The organism is Pseudomonas sp. 32A (assembly GCF_052682255.1).
Genome location: NZ_JBQYLY010000001.1, coordinates 5,749,589 through 5,767,484, shown reverse-complemented (window position 1 = coordinate 5,767,484; position 17,896 = coordinate 5,749,589). Strand labels below are relative to the sequence as shown.

Annotated in this window: 19 protein-coding genes; 12 read left to right on the top strand and 7 right to left on the bottom strand. The window is 60.2% G+C overall.

The window, feature by feature from the left end:
• Window positions 1-16 precede the first annotated feature (16 nt).
• The 3 genes from ACUN0G_RS26500 to ACUN0G_RS26490 all read right to left on the bottom strand — a co-directional run bounded on the left by ACUN0G_RS26500 (window position 17) and on the right by ACUN0G_RS26490 (window position 3,838).
• The gene (locus ACUN0G_RS26500; RefSeq protein ID WP_445574736.1) at window positions 17-889 is read right to left on the bottom strand and encodes a phytanoyl-CoA dioxygenase family protein; all 873 of its coding nucleotides are present in this window, start codon (window positions 887-889) and stop codon (window positions 17-19) included.
• 34 nt (window positions 890-923) lie between these two features.
• Window positions 924-2,441 carry an amino acid ABC transporter permease/ATP-binding protein gene (locus tag ACUN0G_RS26495; RefSeq protein ID WP_421522927.1) on the bottom strand — a complete coding sequence of 506 codons (1,518 nt, stop codon included), beginning with the start codon at window positions 2,439-2,441 and terminating at the stop codon, window positions 924-926.
• Between the two features lie 422 nt (window positions 2,442-2,863).
• Complete coding sequence (locus ACUN0G_RS26490; protein WP_258346545.1) at window positions 2,864-3,838, bottom strand: LysR family transcriptional regulator; 975 nt, start codon at window positions 3,836-3,838, stop codon at window positions 2,864-2,866.
• Between the two features lie 216 nt (window positions 3,839-4,054).
• Here ACUN0G_RS26490 and ACUN0G_RS26485 point away from each other — a divergent pair, with 216 nt between their 5' ends.
• From ACUN0G_RS26485 to ACUN0G_RS26475, 3 genes are all read left to right on the top strand, one after another.
• Entirely contained in the window at window positions 4,055-4,489 is a 435-nt protein-coding gene (locus ACUN0G_RS26485) for a RidA family protein (RefSeq protein WP_445574735.1), read from the top strand.
• Window positions 4,490-4,506: 17 nt separating this feature from the next.
• A complete protein-coding gene (locus ACUN0G_RS26480) occupies window positions 4,507-4,950 on the top strand; it encodes a type II 3-dehydroquinate dehydratase (RefSeq protein WP_421522930.1) in 444 nt (147 codons plus the stop codon).
• Between the two features lie 109 nt (window positions 4,951-5,059).
• Window positions 5,060-6,310 (top strand): flavin-containing monooxygenase, encoded by a 1,251-nt coding sequence (locus ACUN0G_RS26475; protein ID WP_445574734.1) that lies wholly within the window; start codon window positions 5,060-5,062, stop codon window positions 6,308-6,310.
• A 146-nt stretch (window positions 6,311-6,456) separates the two neighbouring features.
• On the opposite strand, the gene ACUN0G_RS26470 is transcribed toward ACUN0G_RS26475, so the two are convergent.
• A complete protein-coding gene (locus tag ACUN0G_RS26470; RefSeq protein ID WP_445574733.1) occupies window positions 6,457-6,873 on the bottom strand; it encodes a VOC family protein in 417 nt (138 codons plus the stop codon).
• A gap of 456 nt (window positions 6,874-7,329) precedes the next feature.
• Here ACUN0G_RS26470 and ACUN0G_RS26465 point away from each other — a divergent pair, with 456 nt between their 5' ends.
• The 3 genes from ACUN0G_RS26465 to ACUN0G_RS26455 all read left to right on the top strand — a co-directional run bounded on the left by ACUN0G_RS26465 (window position 7,330) and on the right by ACUN0G_RS26455 (window position 11,671).
• Complete coding sequence (locus tag ACUN0G_RS26465) at window positions 7,330-8,760, top strand: MFS transporter (protein ID WP_445574732.1); 1,431 nt, start codon at window positions 7,330-7,332, stop codon at window positions 8,758-8,760.
• A gap of 239 nt (window positions 8,761-8,999) precedes the next feature.
• A complete protein-coding gene (locus ACUN0G_RS26460; RefSeq protein ID WP_445574731.1) occupies window positions 9,000-10,109 on the top strand; it encodes an HlyD family secretion protein in 1,110 nt (369 codons plus the stop codon).
• Entirely contained in the window at window positions 10,106-11,671 is a 1,566-nt protein-coding gene (locus ACUN0G_RS26455) for a DHA2 family efflux MFS transporter permease subunit (RefSeq protein ID WP_445574730.1), read from the top strand. Before ACUN0G_RS26460 ends, ACUN0G_RS26455 begins: the two co-directional genes overlap by 4 nt.
• A gap of 7 nt (window positions 11,672-11,678) precedes the next feature.
• Here the strand turns inward: ACUN0G_RS26455 and ACUN0G_RS26450 are convergent, their stop codons facing one another.
• Together ACUN0G_RS26450 and ACUN0G_RS26445 are read right to left on the bottom strand one after the other, a co-directional pair.
• Window positions 11,679-12,209 carry a hypothetical protein gene (locus ACUN0G_RS26450; RefSeq protein ID WP_445574729.1) on the bottom strand — a complete coding sequence of 177 codons (531 nt, stop codon included), beginning with the start codon at window positions 12,207-12,209 and terminating at the stop codon, window positions 11,679-11,681.
• 46 nt (window positions 12,210-12,255) lie between these two features.
• Window positions 12,256-12,417 (bottom strand): DUF2986 domain-containing protein, encoded by a 162-nt coding sequence (locus ACUN0G_RS26445; protein WP_081253170.1) that lies wholly within the window; start codon window positions 12,415-12,417, stop codon window positions 12,256-12,258.
• A gap of 145 nt (window positions 12,418-12,562) precedes the next feature.
• Here ACUN0G_RS26445 and ACUN0G_RS26440 point away from each other — a divergent pair, with 145 nt between their 5' ends.
• From ACUN0G_RS26440 to ACUN0G_RS26425, 4 genes are all read left to right on the top strand, one after another.
• Window positions 12,563-13,189 (top strand): glutathione S-transferase family protein, encoded by a 627-nt coding sequence (locus tag ACUN0G_RS26440; RefSeq protein ID WP_258346556.1) that lies wholly within the window; start codon window positions 12,563-12,565, stop codon window positions 13,187-13,189.
• A 5-nt stretch (window positions 13,190-13,194) separates the two neighbouring features.
• Window positions 13,195-13,710 carry an SUKH-4 family immunity protein gene (locus ACUN0G_RS26435; protein ID WP_445574728.1) on the top strand — a complete coding sequence of 172 codons (516 nt, stop codon included), beginning with the start codon at window positions 13,195-13,197 and terminating at the stop codon, window positions 13,708-13,710.
• 131 nt (window positions 13,711-13,841) lie between these two features.
• Window positions 13,842-14,468, top strand: coding sequence for a LysE family translocator (locus ACUN0G_RS26430; RefSeq protein WP_445574727.1), 627 nt, complete (start codon window positions 13,842-13,844; stop codon window positions 14,466-14,468).
• A gap of 28 nt (window positions 14,469-14,496) precedes the next feature.
• Complete coding sequence (locus ACUN0G_RS26425) at window positions 14,497-15,063, top strand: ATP-binding protein (RefSeq protein ID WP_445574726.1); 567 nt, start codon at window positions 14,497-14,499, stop codon at window positions 15,061-15,063.
• A 147-nt stretch (window positions 15,064-15,210) separates the two neighbouring features.
• Here ACUN0G_RS26425 and ACUN0G_RS26420 read toward each other — a convergent pair whose 3' ends face one another.
• Complete coding sequence (locus ACUN0G_RS26420; protein ID WP_445574725.1) at window positions 15,211-15,945, bottom strand: SDR family oxidoreductase; 735 nt, start codon at window positions 15,943-15,945, stop codon at window positions 15,211-15,213.
• A 240-nt stretch (window positions 15,946-16,185) separates the two neighbouring features.
• Here ACUN0G_RS26420 and ACUN0G_RS26415 point away from each other — a divergent pair, with 240 nt between their 5' ends.
• Together ACUN0G_RS26415 and ACUN0G_RS26410 are read left to right on the top strand one after the other, a co-directional pair.
• Complete coding sequence (locus tag ACUN0G_RS26415) at window positions 16,186-17,103, top strand: AraC family transcriptional regulator (protein WP_093198180.1); 918 nt, start codon at window positions 16,186-16,188, stop codon at window positions 17,101-17,103.
• Window positions 17,104-17,275: 172 nt separating this feature from the next.
• On the top strand, window positions 17,276-17,713 hold the full coding sequence (locus ACUN0G_RS26410) for a hypothetical protein (protein ID WP_445574724.1): 438 nt from the start codon (window positions 17,276-17,278) through the stop codon (window positions 17,711-17,713).
• Window positions 17,714-17,896: the final 183 nt, after the last annotated feature.

Here is a 17,896-nt window from a genome sequence, read left to right as displayed (position 1 = left end):
CAAGGTGAGAAGGAGGTTAGGCAGTGACGGAGTCCTGGCCAGCCTGTTGCACAAAGAAAGAGGCGCCACGGGGCTTCTGCGGCAAGCGCATGCGGTTTTCCGTGGAACGCACCAGGCCACTTTCTTCACCGGCGACCATCAAGCCGGCGTGTGCGCTGGGCAGCGGGTTTTCGCCGAATGGCAGCGCGTCTTCAGCGGCGTAGACGCTGATGAACAGGGTGCGCGGCAGTTCGGTCTCGTTAGGGCTTGAAGCATGCAAAAGACGGGTGTGCATGAAACACACGGAACCGGCGGGGCCATAACAGGCCACCGGGTTCTGGCACAGATCGTCGACTACCGTGTCGCCCACCGCGCCGGTGAAACGCTGGTCGTGCCAGTGGGACCACAGCGGGCCCTTGTGGCTGCCGGGGATCACATTCAGCGGGCCGTTCTGCGGCGTGACTTCGCTGACCATCAGCAAGGCGGTGACGATGTCGTCGTTACTGTGGGGCGTGAACAGGAAGTCCTGGTGCCACTTCACTTGCGTCGCGGTGTGGGGCAATTTCGAGTTGATCTTGCTGTGATGAAAGCGTGCACCACCGCCTCCGATCAATTGCGCAGAGATCGTCGCCATGCGCGATTGCAACGCCACGCGCTGGTAGGCAGGCGAGATCTCAGTGGGCGAACTCACCCGGCGCAACGAGGGATGATCCGCACGGTGGTCGCCCTCCAGGTCGAAACGCGCACGACCGTCCACCGTTTCACCCCAGCCCTGGTCGTGGCTGCGGCTGTCTTCTACCCACAGGTCAAAGTCGTGCTGCAACGCGGCGACTTCTTCAGCCGACAGCACGTCTTGCACCACCAGAAAGCCGTCCCGGTGAAATTGTTCAATTTGCGCTTGCTCGATCATGTTGTGGCTCTCTTGTTGTTCGAACGTTGAGGGGTCACGCCAGCGAGACGTCCTTGAGGAACGCCTCCACGCGTGGGTTTTCGCCGCTGCGCAATGCGTGCGGCGTGTCATCGCACACCACCCGGCCCTTCTCCATGAACACGATGCGGTCGGAGACCTTGAATGCGAAATTCATCTCATGGGTCACGATGACCATGGTGATGCCCTCCTGGGCCAGGGCTTCGATGACTTGCAGTACTTCGTTGACTTTTTCCGGGTCGAGGGCCGAGGTGGGCTCGTCAAACAGCATGATTTGCGGGCGCATCATCAGGGCGCGGGCGATGGCCACGCGTTGCTGCTGGCCACCGGAAAGCTGGTGCGGATACTTCCAGGCGTGGTCGAGCATGCCGACCTTGTGCAGCAGCGCGTAGGCCTGTTGCTTCAGCTCTTCGACGCGCCCGAGGCGGTGGTACTTCGGCGCCATCAGCAGGTTGTCGAGCACGCTCAAATGCGGGAACAGGTTGAAGCTCTGGAACACCATGCCGATGTTCAGGCGATGCTCGGCGTGCTCTACGTACTGCGGCTTTTGCGCACCGACTTTGTTCAGGTGGATGAACGGCTGGCCGTTGATCTGGATCTCGCCGTTATCCAGTTGCTCAAGGCCGTTGAGCAGGCGGATCAGCGTGGTTTTGCCGGAGCCCGAAGGCCCGATCACCGACACCACTTCACCGGGCTGGATCTGCAGGTTGACCGAGCCCAGCACCTCGACGTCGTTGTAGGCTTTATGCAGCCGCGAAGCCCGTAGCGCCGGGCCTTCGGTGCTGACCGGGCGCTGCAGGGCCACACGCTGTTGGGTCGCCAACGCCAGCACTTCGGCGTCGGGAACCCGGGAAACGTTGCGTTGGTTGACGTCGAGAAAACGCTCGAGGCGTTTGAGCAGGAAGTCGAACACCGTAACGATGAACACGTAGAAAAACGCCACCGCCGCCATCGTCTCGATCACCAGGAAGTTCTGCGAGTAGAGCCGCTGGCCGACCATCAGGATTTCGGTCAGCGAGATCACTGACACCAATGACGTGAGCTTGACGATGGAGATGTATTCGTTGGCCAGGGACGGCAGCGCCACCCGCAATGCCTGCGGGATCACTACCCGCCACTGGATCCCGAAAAACTTCAGCCCCAGTGCCCGGGCGGCCTCGCCCTGCCCTTTGGGAATCGACAGCAGGCCGCCCCGGTGAATCTCCGCGACATAGGCGGTTTCGCAAATCACCAGGGCCAGCAGGCCGGCCCAGAATGGGTCCGCCAGCATCACTGAAGTGGCGGGAATCGCTTGCGGCAGGTTGTAGATGAAGATCAGCAGCACCAGCAACGGCAGGCTGCGGAACAACCAGATGTAGCCACGCGCCGGCAGGCTGATCAGCGCATGTCTGGATTGCTTGGCCAGGGCCAGCAGGAAACCCAGCGCGATACTCAGGACCCAGGTCAACGAACTGAGCTGGATGACCGTCCATGTCGCCCGCCAGAACTCGGCATCGGCCAGCAAACCAAACATGTAATTCCAGTTGAAAGTCATCGTCACTGCGCTCGACAAAAAAATGAAAATGCCCACCGAATGCTCAACGTGAAGGTCGAACCCTGATCTGCACCGATGGACTGAGATTCGTGGGGAGAGGCCCTTGGGGTCAATTCGTAAAAGCCGGCCTATTGGGTAGGGAGAACCTACGCAGCGTCACCGTGCCCTGGGTGACGACTGGACAGTCAAAACAGCCTGTCTCGTATTGGTGCGATGCCGCGACCGCACGGCAGCCAGCGCAACCTTTTGGTGCAATGCAAACACGTTCCCAGGCTGATCGTTCCCGCGCTCTGCGTGGGAATGCATCCCGTGACGCTCCGCGTCACCACTGCGCAAGACCTGAACCTTGCCTCGCCAGCTGGACGCAGAGCGCCCGAGGCGGCATTCCCACGCTGAGCGTGGGAACGATCAAAGCAGGCGGCTCAGCCCACACCGTCAAGCGTGCGCACCGCATGGGCATCAAAAAAGCTCGGGGCCGCCATGCCCGGGATGTACTGGTCCGAAACGAACATGCGGCAACGCTCGGCAAACGCCGACACTACACGGGACAATTGGGTATTGCTCGCCGTGGCATAGCCCAGCTGCATGGGCCGGTGCGGGCCGGACAAGCGCAAGCGGATCAAACGCTTGCCGTCCTGAGAGAGATTGGCTTTGGGCCGGGCATTCGCGAAGGAATAGCCGATGCCATTGGCAACCATCGAGCGCACGGTTTCAAGGTTGCTGGAGCGCATGATGATGTTCGGCGTGGTGCCCGCCTGCATAAAGAAGCTGAGGAAATACTCCCGGCTCCAGGGCGTATCCAGCAGCACCACCGGGTAGTCCTCAAGGTCGAGCATGCTCACCGCCGACAGACTCGCCAGCGGGTGGTACTCACCCACCATCACATACGGCGGCAATTGCGCCAGTGGTTGGAAGTCGATGTCGTCACTGGTCACCAGGTCGTAGGTCAGGGCGATATCGATCTCGGCGCTGCGCAGTTTTTCCAGCATTTCCTCGTGGTTGCCCTCCACTTGCGTGAGGCGTACACCCGGAAACGCACGGCCAAACCCAAACACCAGCTCGGGGGTGATCATCGGCGCCAGCCACTCCAGGCAACCCACCCGCAGCGGACCACGCACAGTGTTCAACGACTCGGAAGCAATGGTGTAGAGGTTGCTCATCTGCTCCAGGATCAGCTTGGCCTCTTGCATCACCTGGCGCCCCACCGGCGTGAGAGAAATGCCTTGGGCGTGATGCCGCACAAACAACTGGATGCCCAGCTCGGCCTCCATATGGGTGATCGCCGCCGAGATCGACGGCGACGACACATGAATGCGTTCAGACGCGGCACTGATGCTGCCCGCCTCACCGGAAGCCACGAAATATTCCAGTTGGCGCTGGGTAATACGACTGAGCATCACGCCTCCACATCATCAATACGCTGACGCCAAGCTGGCGTCGACTGCCTCAACCACACCGTTGCATGGTTCATGCCGGGTGCTGTTTCGATCTAACGCTCAGGCCTGGGTACAGCGCTTCGGTTTTGCCTAAGCACTACCTCGCGCAAATGCTGGTTTCGCGCGGGCGGGGCCAATGTGAAGCTGGATTTATTCCGCCCCCGTGAGTTACCCGCAATGCCCACCCATACCCGTATTCGCATGTTCAACACCAAGCAGACCTACCCAAACCAGGCGCTGGACAACGACCTGTGCCAGGCCGTGCGCGCTGGCAACACCATTTATGTACGCGGCCAGATCGGCACCGATTTCGAGGGCAACCTGATCGGCCTCGGCGACCCGCGCGCGCAGGCCGAGCAAGCGATGAAAAACGTCAAGCTGCTGCTTGAAGAAGCCGGTTCCGACCTGTCGCACATCGTGAAGACCACCACCTACCTGATCGACCCGCGCTACCGCGAGCCGGTGTACCAGGAGATCGGCAAATGGCTCAAGGGCGTCTTCCCGATCTCCACCGGCCTGGTGATTTCAGGGCTGGGCCAGCCGGAGTGGTTGATGGAAATCGATGTCATCGCGGTGGTGCCGGATGACTGGAACCCAAGCCAGCAACCATGAGCCACCTGGAGTTGCCCATGCCCCGCACTGTGTATTTCCTCAACGGCCCCAACGCCAACCTGTACGGACTGGACAAGAACGGCACCTACGGCAGCGAAAGCTTCGCCAGCATCGAAGCGCGCTGCCAACGTCACGCTACCGAGTTGGGCCTGAGCCTGGAATTTCGCCAGAGCAACCACGAAGGCGTGCTGGTGGACTGGATTCAGGAAGCCCGGCTGAGTGCCGACGCGATCATCATCAACGCCGCCGGCCTGACCTACAGCTCGGTGCCGATCCTCGATGCACTGCTGGCGTTCGACGGCCCGATCATCGAAGCCCACATGAGCAACATCTGGAAGCGCGAGGCTTTCCGGCATCACTCCTATGTGTCCAAGGCCGCCACCGGTGTGATCGCAGGCCTCGGCGCGCTGGGTTACCGCCTGGCCTTGACGGCGGTGGCCGAGCTGCTGCAGGCCGATTGAAGGGCTTTGGTTTTGCCTAACCTCTACGTTCAAAAAGCATAATTTCCGGTTGGCTGGCGCTTGATCACACTGGCACCTGTCGATGGTCGCTTATCTTTAGGAAGCTCACATGTCAGTTGAAAAAATCAACACCCTGGTGGTGGGCGCAGGCCAGGCGGGGGTCGCCATGAGCGAGCATCTGTCACTCATGGGCGTGCCGCACATCGTGCTGGAGCGCAACCGCATCGCCGAGCGCTGGCGGTCGGAGCGCTGGGACTCGCTGGTCGCCAACGGCCCGGCCTGGCACGACCGTTTTCCCGGCATGAAATTCGAAGGCATTTCCCCCGAGAGCTTCCCGCCGAAAGAACGCATGGCGGCGTACTTTGAAGAGTACGTGAACATGCTGAAGGCGCCGGTGCGCACCGGGGTTGAAGTGCAGCAAGTGGAACGCCACGTGGGTCGCCCCGGGTTCAAGGTGACCACCTCGGCGGGTGTGATCGAGGCCGCGAACGTGGTGGCGGCGACGGGGCCGTTTCAACGTCCGTCCATCCCGAATCTGGTGCCCGCACACGCCACGGTTCAACAGCTGCATTCTTCGGCCTACAAGAATCCCGGCCAGTTGGCCGAGGGTGCTGTGTTGGTGGTGGGCGCCGGTGCATCGGGTTCACAAATTGCCGAGGAACTGCAAAAAGCCGGCAAGACCGTCTACCTCTCGGTGGGCGAACACTATCGCCCTCCTCGCTCGTATCGTGGCCGGGATTACTGCTGGTGGCTGGGCGCGCTGGGCTTGTGGGATGAAGTCAAAATCCAGCCGAAGAAGAAGCATGTGGCGTTTGCCGTCAGTGGCTATGAAGGCGGCAAGACCGTCGACTTCCGCCGCCTGGCGCACATGGGCATTACGCTGGTGGGCGTGACCCGATCGTGGAATGAAGGCGTGATGGAGTTTGAGCCCGGCCTGGCAGCTAACGTGGCGGAAGGTGATCGCGCTTATTTTGATGTGCTGCGGGACGCCGACGCTTATATCGAGCAGAACGGGCTGCCGTTTGCGCCGGAGCCTGAGGCGTGGCAATTGTTGGCTGATCCGGAGTGCCTGGTGAATCCGGTCCTGAGCCTGGATTTGGCTGAGGCCGGTGTGACCACGATTCTGTGGGCCACCGGTTTCAGCTTCGATTTCAGTTGGCTGAAGGTGAATGCGTTTGACGAGAAAGGTGAGCCTTTCCATAAACGCGGGATTTCGGCGGAGAGCGGGATTTACTTCCTGGGTTTGCCTAACCTGGTGAACCGCGCGTCTTCGTTCATCTATGGGGTTTGGCACGATGCGAAGTACGTGGCGGATCATATCGTCTTGCAGAATGAGTACATGGCCTATAGCAAGCCGTGAGGCGCCTTGCTCCATCCGCCGGCTTGTACTTCCAGATATAGGTTTCCGAGTTTGCTCACAGGTGGAGGTCGATCTACCTCTGCCTTCAGGCGAAAGGCGAAGACTTTTACCTGAAGATGAACAAGGCAACGTCGGCAACGCGCTTCTCAACGTGAGAGGCGAGGATAACCTGGCACCGGATCATGGCAGCACACGCAAAGCTTGTTGCCATCCAGATCCCGAAAATACGCCCCGTAATAGTCGGGGTGATAGTGAGGCCTTAATCCAGGCTCTCCCTCACACATCCCGCCGAGCGCCAACGCTGTCGCATGGCTTCTATCGACCGCTTCCCGACTGGGCGCAACTAACGCCACCATCTGCCCATTCCCGGGTGCATTGGGGTTGCCATCAAACGGCGCGCCGATGACGAAGATTGGCCGAGGTGCAGTTTTGGAAACCCAGCCAGCCCACGGTTTGTCCGCATCACAGAATTTCAACGTGAGGCCCAATTCAGCCATCAGCTTCGAATAGAAAGCGAAGGCTCGATCAAAATCACCTGTACCTAAAAACACATGGGAAATCATGGTGGCTACCCTGGGGCGATGAATGCCCAAGAGTCTGGCGCGAAATGATTGCAGGCGAAAGTCTGATGACCTCACCCAGCAGATGTACGGCCCCCTCCCCTCATACGCCCTTAAAAACCGCAAATCCCAACAATCCGCAGGGTGCCGCCCGGCATTTCTCCAACCCATAATGAACCGACAACAATAAAGGGGCTCACCCCGGGGCGCGTAAGCCATGTACAAAGACCCTATCGTGATGGAAACCCAGTTCAGCCGGAAATTGACGGTGTGACGTGCTGTCAGCCTTGGGCAACGCTTCGGCCCCAATAGCGGCTCAACCCCATGACAAGGCGCTTCTTGCAAAACAATCCGCCTCGCCTCAATATAACAAGCAATAACTTGGTTAATTAACACCAACCATGACGCCCATGCCATTCGCCGGCGCCTACACCGCGAACGCATTACAAGGAATCGTTGATGCAAACCCAAGACAGCAGTTGGGGCGAGTTGCTCCGGGGCAAAAACGCCACCCGCTCCATCGCGCTTTCAGGCGGCATTGCGCTGTATGCCACCAACACCTACATCGCCACCACCATCCTGCCGTCGGTGGTCGCAGAAATCGGCGGCCTTGAGCTCTATGCCTGGAGTACCACCTTGTATGTGGTGGCCTCGATCCTCGGCTCGGCCCTCACCTCCAAGCTGTTGCAACGTACCGGACCACGGCAGGCGTATGCCGTGGCCACGCTGGTGTTCATGGTGGGTGTGCTGATCTGTGCATTGGCGCCGAGCATGCCGGTGATGCTGGCGGGGCGCTTTATCCAGGGCCTGGGCGGCGGGGTTCTGTTGGCGCTGTGTTACTCGATGATCCAACTGGTGTTCGAAGAACGGCTGTGGCCTCGGGCAATGGCCTTGGTATCGGGGATGTGGGGCGTGGCCACGCTCGTCGGGCCAGCGGTGGGTGGCGTGTTTGCGGAAATGGACGCCTGGCGTTTCGCCTTCGGCTCGATGGTACCGGTGAGCCTGGCGTACATGGTGCTCACCAGCCGTGCGCTGCCGCCACGCGATACCGCAGCGACGGCCACGGCTCGTTTGCCGGTGCCGCAGTTGGTGCTGTTGGCTGGTGCGGTGTTGGCGGTGTGTGCGGGCAGCGTCTCGTCACAGCCGAGCTGGAACCTGCTGGGCATCGCGACCTGTGCGGTGCTGGTGTGGCTGCTGATCCGCAAGGAATCCAACGCCACGGTGCGCCTTCTGCCCCGGGATGCGCTGAAGTTCAGCACCCCGCTCTGCGCGCTGTATGCGACCACGTGTTTGTTGGTGATCGGCATGAGCAGCGAGATTTTCATGCCGTATTTTCTACAGCACCTGCATGGCCAATCACCCTTGGTCGCCGGTTATATGGCGGCGTTGATGGCGGCCGGTTGGACCGTCTCGGAAATCCTCAGCTCTGGCTGGACCGGCCGTGGTCCACACCGCGCCATTATCGCGGGGCCGCTGTTTATCGTGGCCGGGCTGGTGATGCTGGCAATCACTACACCAATCGCCGGTCACGGGGACTGGGCACTGTTGGCACCTATTTGCCTCGGGCTGTTCCTGGTGGGTTTCGGCATCGGCCTGGGCTGGCCGCATCTGCTGACGCGCATCCTGCAAGTGGCGTCGGAGCAGGATAAGGACACGGCTGCATCGTCGATCACCACCCTGCAACTGTTCGCCATGGCCATGGGCGCAGCATTGGCGGGGGTGATCTCGAACATGGCGGGCATCAATGACGTGGCGGGGGATGCCGGCGTCGCCAATGCGGCACGCTGGTTATTCGCGCTGTTTACCCTGGCACCGATGTTGGCGTTGGTCATGGCACTGCGGGCGACACGCACGAAGGCCCGCGTCGGGGAAGAAATAACGGTGTCTTGAGACTGGCGATCCGTTGCTACGGCACCCATAACACGCTCCTTTGTAAAAGCCCTGAATCTCAGGGCTTTTTGCATTTTCTCGATCAATACCCCGCTCCTGCCCTTGCCTTGATGCAGAAATAACTTCCATCGAGTGACTTTCATTATGAAATCCACCGTGACATATTACGCATGTAATATTCAGTAACACACCAACGGGGCTTTCATTTCCCCATTCAAACCTAACGAGGTCATTTCGCCATGGACGCTCAAGTCAGCGCTGTGCCCGAACCCACAACAACTTCCCGGCGCAAACAGGCCCTGCGCCTGGGGCTGCTGACCCTGGCCGTGGTGGGCGGCGTCTGGTATGCCAGCCACTGGTGGCTGGTCAGCCGGTTTATCGAAGACACCGATGATGCCTACGTGGGTGCAGACGTAACGGTGATCAGCGCCAAAGTGCCGGGCTATATCAGCGAAGTGGCCGTGCAGGACAACCAGTTCGTACGCGCCGGCGACGTGCTGGCCCGCATCGATGTCCGCGACTACCGCACCGCCCTGGCCAAAGCCGACGGCGCCGTGGCCGCGCAACAGGCCGCCCTCGCCAACCTCGACGCCACCGAACAACTGCAACTGGCGGTGATCAGCCAGGCCAAGGCGCAGATCGACGCCACCGACGCCGAAGCGCAGCGGGCCAGCGACGATCAGACCCGCTACCAGAACCTGGTGCGCAGCCAGGCTGTGTCGGTGGAAAGCGCACAACGGGTCAGCGCCGTCTGGAAGACCGCCCGCGCCGACCACTCCCGAGCGCAAGCCGGGCTGATGGCGGCACGCCGGCAAATCGACGTGATTGAAACCCAGCGTGATCAGGCACGCGCCGCGCTGCAACAGGCACAGGCCGAACGCGACCAGGCGCAGTTGAACATCAGCTACACCGAACTGCGTGCTCCAGTGGACGGCTACGTGGGCAACCGCCGCGCCCGGGTCGGCGCCTACGCCGCGGCGGGCAGCCAACTGATCTCGGTGGTGCCGGCGAAGGGATTGTGGGTGGACGCCAACTTCAAGGAAGACCAACTCGGCCGCCTGCAGGTTGGGCAACGCGTGAGCATCCGCGCCGATATCCTTCCGGGCCGCGAATTCCACGGCCATATCGAGAGCCTGGCCCCTGCCACCGGTGCGCAATTCAGTGTATTGCCGCCGGAAAACGCCACCGGCAACTTCACCAAGATCGTGCAGCGTGTGCCGGTGCGCGTGCGGCTCGACAGCACCGACGCCGACTTCGGCGCCCTGCGCCCGGGCTTGTCGGTGATGGCGAAGGTCAATACCGATGAAGCGTTCGAGGACCAGGCCAGCGCCCTCAAGGCCCAGCTATGAACAGCCCGTTGCCCGCCCTCAGCACCGCGCAAAAGGTCGCGGCCTTCGCCACCATGTGCGTGGGCATGTTTATCGCCTTGATCGATATTCAGATCGTCTCCGCCTCCCTCAAGGACATCGGCGGCGGGCTGTCTGCCGGTGCGGACGATACGGCGTGGGTGCAGACCGCCTACCTGATCGCGGAAATCATCGTGATCCCGATGTCGGGCTGGCTCTCCCGGGTGATGAGCACGCGCTGGCTGTTCGCGGCGTCGGCGGCCGGGTTTACCTTGACCAGCCTGCTGTGCGCGATGGCCTGGAACATCCAGAGCATGATCGCGTTTCGCGCCTTGCAGGGGTTCCTGGGGGGCTCGATGATTCCGTTGGTATTCACCACCGCGTTCATGTACTTCAACGGCAAGCAACGGGTGATCGCCGCGTCCACCATCGGCGCCATTGCATCCCTTGCGCCCACATTGGGCCCGGCCGTGGGCGGTTGGATCACCGACATTTCCTCCTGGCACTGGCTGTTCTACATCAACCTGGTGCCCGGCCTGTTCGTGACCTTTGCGGTGCCGATGCTGGTCAAGGTCGACCGCCCCAACCCGTCGCTGCTCAAGGGCGCGGACTATATCGGCATGGCGTTGATGGCGGTGTTTCTCGGCTGCCTGGAATACACCCTGGAAGAAGGCCCGCGCTGGAACTGGTTCAGCGACAGCACTATCTCCACCACCGCTTGGATAGCCACCATCAGCGGCGGGCTGTTTATCTGGCGCTGCCTGGAGATCAAGGAGCCGATTGTCGACCTGCGCGCGCTTCGGGATAGAAACTTCGCCCTGGGCTGTCTGTTTTCATTTATCACCGGCATCGGCATCTTCGCCACCATTTACCTCACGCCGCTGTTTCTCGGGCGGGTGCGCGGGTATGGCTCGCTGGATATCGGCCTAGCGGTGTTTTCCACGGGGGTGTTCCAGTTGCTGGCGATCCCGGTGTACGCGGTGCTGGCCAACCGCTTCGACCTGCGCTGGATTTTGATGTTCGGGTTGTCGTTGTTCGCCCTGTCGATGTGGGACTTCTCCCCCATCACCCACGACTGGGGCGCCAAGGAACTGCTGCTGCCCCAAGCCATACGTGGGTTTGCCCAACAAATGGCGGTGCCGCCCGTGGTCACCCTGACCCTCGGCGCACTGGCCCCCGACCGACTGAAACTCGCCTCGGGGCTGTTCAACCTGATGCGCAACCTCGGCGGCGCCATCGGCATCGCCGCCTGCGCCACGGTGCTCAACGACCGTACCAACCTGCACTTCCTGCGCCTGGCCGAGCACCTGAACATCCGGAACGAGTCGATGAATGTCTGGCTTGACCAGCTTTCAGGGAATGCCCAGTTGCTTGGGCAAAACAGCCTGGACGCGAGCCAGTTTGCGCTGCATCAGCTGTGGGCACTGACCTGGCGCGAGGCGCAGACGCTGACCTATGCGGATGCGTTCCTGATGATCATGGTGTGCTTTGTTGTCGCCGTATTGCTGGTGCCGTTGATGCGCAAGGTGCAACCGCCGAAGCAGCCGACGGCGGATGCGCATTGAGTCGCCGTCAGACAGTGAGGTACCGGATCACCTCGCCCATCGCGTCAATATCGGGAGCATCGCTCACTGCTGCTTCCGAGTTGCACCATGGGTAACTCAGACCTGACATCCACTTCATGACGCTCCCCAAATCCGCAGCGGGCAGCGTCTTCATATGCTCGATAGTGATGGTGAGCTTTTCAACAAGCCCCGATTCAGCGCTGAACTGCCATTCATACACCCCGCACCCCACCCGGGCTTCGCCGGAGTTTTTGTCGGACATGCCCACCAGCCATTTGCACTGATAGTTTTTGGCCCCCGCCTCGGGTGGCTGCCCCAGGCAAAACGTATAGACGTTTTCAAAGGTCTGCCCGAATCGCCGTACCAGCACGTCGCCGATGCCGGCAACCCCTTCAACGTGGGGCGGGAACGAGATGGAACCGGTGCGCACCACCATGTCCAGGGTCGCCTCCGGAACAAACGCCCGGCTGAGCAAATGCGGACGGTTGCCGTCCTTGGCGAGTATGTAGTGCTGAATCGCAAGTTGAGCAGTGTTCATGGGTTTTCCGTCGATTCCCTATCGGATGATGCTTAGGCCTTCTGGATCAACTCTCAGAAGAAACAGCTGGCTCATCAGCGGATTCAGCAGCCAGTTTCAATCGGTCTGCTTTACTGATGTACTTATCCTTGCGGGCGGGTGCCAATTTGGCGCTGGCCTTTTTGGCCTTGGCCTTGAACAGCTGCTGTAGTTTCTTTTGACGATTCATGTGGTTTATCCGGTTTGTAATCAGTGCTTGCCGCGGTGATTATCCATCTTTCATGCCTTTATCGAAGCACATTTAATTCACGGCACTCCACAGCGCCACAGCGGTCTGTCCCTATACGCCCCTATTCTCGCCCAGCGGAGCCACCATGATCATTGTCCACCACCTCAACAACTCCCGTTCGCAACGCATCCTGTGGCTGCTCGAAGAACTCGGCCTGCCTTACGAGCTCAAGCGCTACCAGCGCGACCCGAAAACCAACCTCGCGCCACCGGAACTCAAGGCCATCAATGCCCTGGGCAAATCACCGGTGATTCAAGACGGCCCCCACGTAGTGATCGAGTCCGGCGCCATCATCGACTACCTGATTCGCCGCCACGGCCACGGCCGCCTGCAACCGGATCCTGCCACGGCCACCTATGACGAATACGTGCAGTGGCTGCACTTCGCCGAAGGGTCGGCCATGCTACCGCTGATGCTCAACCTCTACGTTGGCCGCTTGGGTGATGCGGGTGCGCCCTTGCATCCGCGTATCGAATCCGAGGTCGCGAACTACCTGGGTTATCTGGACAACGCACTGGGGCTTACGCCATATCTGGTGGGTGACGAATTGACTGGCGCGGATATCCAGATGAGCTTCATCGGCGAAATCGCCAGGGCCCAGGGCAAGTTGCAGGCGTACCCGAATGTGGCGGCGTGGGTGCAACGCTTTCAGGAACGGCCGGCGTATCGCAAGGCGCTGGAACAGGGTGGTGAATATGCGTTTGCGAAGTGAAGAACATGACCGGGTTTGACTTCAAGGCACGATTTATATCGTCGCAGCCGCGCGTCCCGTCGGAACCGGACCTGGATCTGGACGAATTTGTTGTCTACGAGGCTGGCCAGGTCTGTTCCCTTGCACCACAAGACGCGGAGCTCCTCGTCAAACAGGGGCTGCCGCGCGATGCGGCGCCCTTCCTGAGTTTTGAAGCCTACAGCTCATCGCAAATTGCCCACCGGCTGATGGTTTACGGGATTAGCGAAGACTATTTCCCGCTTGGCCAAAATGGCTCGGGAGACGTTTTGGCCATCGATCGTCGCAGCCGCGAGGTCGTTTACTTCAACCATGATTTCGATAACGCGCGCGTTTTCATCAATTCCACCTTGGTACTGTTTGCGCAGTGCCTGTGCATCTTCCAGGAGCATCTGCGTGACAGTACGCTGGAGCGCTGCCTGGTTGAGATCGCGCGGGTTGACTCGGCAGCGGCAGTGCCGGGTGCGATGTGGGCCGACGCGGTCAGCGAAGAGCTTTGTTGACCGGCCGCAGTCATACCCGTAGTCCGTGCCCGCAGCCACCTGAAGGTTGAAAACAGGCAGATCACCTGGATTGCTTTAATGCCCTGGATGAGGATAACTGTAGGACGCTTCCAATTCCGAGATGACGCACGATGTTCGAACTGGCCCCCATCCTGACGTACATAGCCGTTGTAATCGGTCTGTTTCTAATCCCCGGCCCCGCCGTGTTGCTGGTGATCACCCGCACTCTGCAAGGTGGCCGCAAGGTCGGCATTGCCACCGGACTGGGCGTGGCCTCGGGCGACCTTATCCATACGCTGTGTGCGGCGTTGGGCCTGTCTGCCATCCTGATGACCTCGGCCGTGGCGTTTAACGTGGTCAAAATCGTCGGCGCCTGTTACCTGATCTACCTGGGCATACGCGCGTTTATGGCCAAGCCTGGCGTAACCACGCGCAAAGACCTGCCCACGGTGACCTCGACCCAGGCGTATTTCCAGGCGGTGGTTGCCGAAGTGCTGAACCCGAAAACCGCGATTTTCTTCCTGGCGTTCCTGCCGCAATTCATTCACCCGGAATCGGGCTCTTCCCTGGCTCAATTCGCAGTGCTGGGGTTGATCTTTTCGGGGCTCAGTGCGGTGTACACCACGCTCATCTCGATCTCTATTCGTCCGTTGAGCAAATGGATGGTGGGCCTTTCAAGGCTGCGCCGCTGGGAGGGAAAAATCATCGGTACGTTGTTTATGGGGCTGGGGCTGAAAATAGCGCTTCAGCAGCGCTAGGACTGACGGACACTCATGGAGGAAACCCTTGCGGATCTACATCACAGGCGCCTCATGTGCAGGCGTGACCACGTTGGGCCGTACCCTCGCCTCTTTGCTCAGCCATCGCCATCTTGATGTCGATGACTTCTATTGGTTGCCCACCAACCCCCCTTTTACAACCAAGCGCCCGCCCGATGAGCGCGTGGCCCTGATTCAGCAACGCTTCGGTGATGACGGTTGGATACTTACCGGCTCTTGTATGGGCTGGGGAAATGCACTGATCAACGACGCCGACCTGATTGTGTTTGTGGCAACGCCTACCCCGGTTCGTCTTGAACGCTTGGCTGCACGTGAAAAGGCGCTCTTCGGAGATCGAATCGCACCAGGTGGCGACATGTATGAAATACATGTGGCCTTCCGGAAATGGGCATCCCAGTACGACGACCCGACCTTTGCCGGACGCAACAGGGCGTGGCACGAGCGCTGGATGTCGCAGCAAACAGTACCGATTGTCAGAGTGGACGGGTTGAACAGTACTGAGGAAATGGCGGCGGATGTCATGCATGCATTGTCGCAAGGCATCGCAATAGCTCGAAACCAGGTAGGTGACTGAGCCGCGAGGCAAATAGCCCAACGCGGGGCTGGGCTGTTCCAAATGCCACTTTCGCCAGCTGCCATTCGTGACGTGCCACAATCGGACGAGAGCAGCCGTTCATGAACGACTGCCTGCGAACTCAAGCATGCCATCCATCCGAACGGCTCAGTGTGGGCTGGCGGTCGGACGAACCACAATCTCACTCACATCCACATCGTCGGGCTGTTCGATGGCATAGGCGAGCGCTCGCGCAATGGCGTCTGCGTTGATAGCCACACGCCGAAAGGCTTTCATCACCTCGCGGGCCCCCTCATCGGAAATCGTATCGGCCAGTTCGGACTCGACGACGCCCGGGCACACCACGGTGACCCGGATCTTGTCCGTTTCCTGTCGCAGGCCATCCGAGATTGCCCTGACTGCGAATTTGGTCGCGCAGTACACCGCAGCTGTCGGAGAGACCGCAAGACCGCCGATCGATGAAATATTGATAACCTGGCCGAACCCTTGCGCTTCCATGCCCGGCAAGACGGCGGCAATACCGTGCAGCACCCCGCGAACGTTGACATCGAGCATCTGGTTCCACTCGTTGACCTTCAACGAGGCCAAGGGAGACAAAGGCATCACGCCCGCGTTGTTGATGATCACGTCGACCTTTCCATGTTGCGCCTTGGCGAACGCCACGAACGCCTGCATGGAGTCCAGATCCGTAACGTCCAGTGCGCTGGCACTTGCCGAGCCGCCTTCGGCCTGGATCTCGCGCACCAGTTTGTCCAGCCGCTCGGTACGGCGGGCACCGAGTACCACCCGTGCGCCTTTGGCGGCGATCAACCTGGCGGCCGCTTCGCCAATACCGCTGCTTGCACCGGTAATCAGGACGACTTTGTTTTGAATGTTCGACATATCCGTAGCTCCTGCTGTAAGCATTGAAGGTCAGCATCGACCGCCGATAGCGCGGGCGTTGCTGCGGGGTACGTCGAAAAGATTAAGGGTACGGGCCTGATCGACGCGTGCCAAAACCTGCGCAACTTTTGCCTATTCGTGTCTGTGCACGCGACTGGGCGTTACGACGGGCTCGTGGTAAAAACAAGAGTGCCTGGATCCCCCAGGCAGACGCTCATGAATACGTGTGAGAGCCTTGAAATGGAACAGCACGATGCTTTCATCCTTCAAAACACAGCCATCTACCGTGATGAGCTGATTCGCCTGCTGACGCAACGGTTTACGGCGCCCGGGATCTATGAAACCGCGATAGCGCCCCTGCAGGTCATTCGCCTGGACGCGCCCTCGGAAATTATCCATACCGTCCATAAGCCGGCACTTTGCCTGATTGTGCAGGGGCAAAAAGAAGTCGGCCTGAGTGACGACCGTTATCTGTACGACCCGCTCAATTACCTGGTGGTATCGGTGACACTTCCGGTTTCCGGTCGCGTGCTGATGGCCAGTCCGGAGGCGCCCTACCTGTGTATCCGTTTTGATTTCGAGGCCACGGAAATCGCTCAGGTCATCGCCGATGCTCCCCCGACGGGCGTGCCGGACGAGCCGGAGCTTGGCCTTTTCCTTGAAAAAGTCGACGTGCCGCTGCTGGAAACAATACTTCGCCTGGTACGGCTGCTGGAGACGCCGAAGGACATCGGCATGCTGGCTCCGCTCGCCCTGCGAGAGCTGTATTACCGCCTCCTGCGGGGCGTGCACGGACGCCGCCTGTATGAGCTTGCCCTCGGTGATTCGCAAACGCGTCGGGTAACCCGGGCAATCGATTGGTTGAATAACCATTACACCCAACCCTTACGCATCGAAGAACTCGCCCGGGTAGCCAATTTGGGCAGCTCTACGTTGCATCATCGCTTTAAGGCGGTGACAGCCATGAGTCCGTTGCAGTATCAGAAACAACTCCGTCTGCAAGAAGCCCGCCGTCTGATGCTCGTCGAAGGCCTGGATGTGGCGAGTGCCTGTTATCGAGTGGGCTACGAAAGCCCATCGCAATTCAGCCGAGAGTACAGTCGCCAGTTTGGGTGTCCGCCCTCCCGAGACACCAACCGAGTTTGCCGCCCTGCGTGAAAGTCTGACGGGCTGCCTGCGGCTGCAACGATACCCGCTCGCCGCCGGCTCATTCGTTACCCGCTGGAAAGATGCATCCGCCCTCACGCAATAGCGCTTTCACCTCTTCGATCACCTGTGCGGGGTTTTGGCTCAACTGCTCAAAGAGCGTTGAGTCCGGACGCACGTACGATTGCGAATCGTGCTTCGCGCTCCACAAAACGATGTTCAGCAGGATCGGAATGAGGTCTATGCCTTTCTCCGTCAACCCATAAAAATCCTTGCGCCGGTCATCGGGGTTGGGCGCCTTCGAGAGAATGCCCTGCTCCTCAAGATTCCGGCGGGCGACATCGTCATGCTCGCCCCGGCCAGCGCGCAGGTCGTCAAGGCGTTCAACACCCTCTTCGGCCACGTACTGGCCAAGGATAAACGCCTCGATGCGCTCATCGCGGCGGACGATGCAGACGCCAAGGCGCGCGTCTCGACCTTCCTCGAAAGTCTCGGGCTGCATCCGCTGGATGTCGGCGGTCTGCAGATGGCCCAGACGCTCGAGTGGCTCGGCCTGATGATGATCGGCCTGGCTAACGGTGCCGGCACCTGGGACATATCCATGAACGTCGATATCGGCTGAATCTGTTGTCCGATAAGTACCGCTTTTGACCGTTATCCCCTCTAAAGGCCCTCCCACCGATGCCGATAACCTCCTGGCATCAATCAATTCGAGCTCCCTTACAGCTGATTCGCTCCCCCGCATGCGCGTGTGGCACGTCGCATGCTTGCCTGATCCTGGCCAGACCACATGGAGTACGAGTGA

Coding starts and splice junctions, on each gene's coding strand:
- ACUN0G_RS26500 (WP_445574736.1), bottom strand. CDS start 889: ATGATCGAGCAAGCGCAAATTGAACAATTTCACCGGGACGGCTTTCTG.
- ACUN0G_RS26490 (WP_258346545.1), bottom strand. CDS start 3,838: ATGCTCAGTCGTATTACCCAGCGCCAACTGGAATATTTCGTGGCTTCC.
- ACUN0G_RS26415 (WP_093198180.1), top strand. CDS start 16,186: ATGGAACAGCACGATGCTTTCATCCTTCAAAACACAGCCATCTACCGT.
- ACUN0G_RS26445 (WP_081253170.1), bottom strand. CDS start 12,417: ATGAATCGTCAAAAGAAACTACAGCAGCTGTTCAAGGCCAAGGCCAAA.
- ACUN0G_RS26430 (WP_445574727.1), top strand. CDS start 13,842: ATGTTCGAACTGGCCCCCATCCTGACGTACATAGCCGTTGTAATCGGT.
- ACUN0G_RS26470 (WP_445574733.1), bottom strand. CDS start 6,873: ATGATTTCCCATGTGTTTTTAGGTACAGGTGATTTTGATCGAGCCTTC.
- ACUN0G_RS26435 (WP_445574728.1), top strand. CDS start 13,195: ATGACCGGGTTTGACTTCAAGGCACGATTTATATCGTCGCAGCCGCGC.
- ACUN0G_RS26485 (WP_445574735.1), top strand. CDS start 4,055: ATGCCCACCCATACCCGTATTCGCATGTTCAACACCAAGCAGACCTAC.
- ACUN0G_RS26480 (WP_421522930.1), top strand. CDS start 4,507: ATGCCCCGCACTGTGTATTTCCTCAACGGCCCCAACGCCAACCTGTAC.
- ACUN0G_RS26450 (WP_445574729.1), bottom strand. CDS start 12,209: ATGAACACTGCTCAACTTGCGATTCAGCACTACATACTCGCCAAGGAC.
- ACUN0G_RS26440 (WP_258346556.1), top strand. CDS start 12,563: ATGATCATTGTCCACCACCTCAACAACTCCCGTTCGCAACGCATCCTG.
- ACUN0G_RS26455 (WP_445574730.1), top strand. CDS start 10,106: ATGAACAGCCCGTTGCCCGCCCTCAGCACCGCGCAAAAGGTCGCGGCC.
- ACUN0G_RS26420 (WP_445574725.1), bottom strand. CDS start 15,945: ATGTCGAACATTCAAAACAAAGTCGTCCTGATTACCGGTGCAAGCAGC.
- ACUN0G_RS26475 (WP_445574734.1), top strand. CDS start 5,060: ATGTCAGTTGAAAAAATCAACACCCTGGTGGTGGGCGCAGGCCAGGCG.
- ACUN0G_RS26495 (WP_421522927.1), bottom strand. CDS start 2,441: ATGACTTTCAACTGGAATTACATGTTTGGTTTGCTGGCCGATGCCGAG.
- ACUN0G_RS26465 (WP_445574732.1), top strand. CDS start 7,330: ATGCAAACCCAAGACAGCAGTTGGGGCGAGTTGCTCCGGGGCAAAAAC.
- ACUN0G_RS26460 (WP_445574731.1), top strand. CDS start 9,000: ATGGACGCTCAAGTCAGCGCTGTGCCCGAACCCACAACAACTTCCCGG.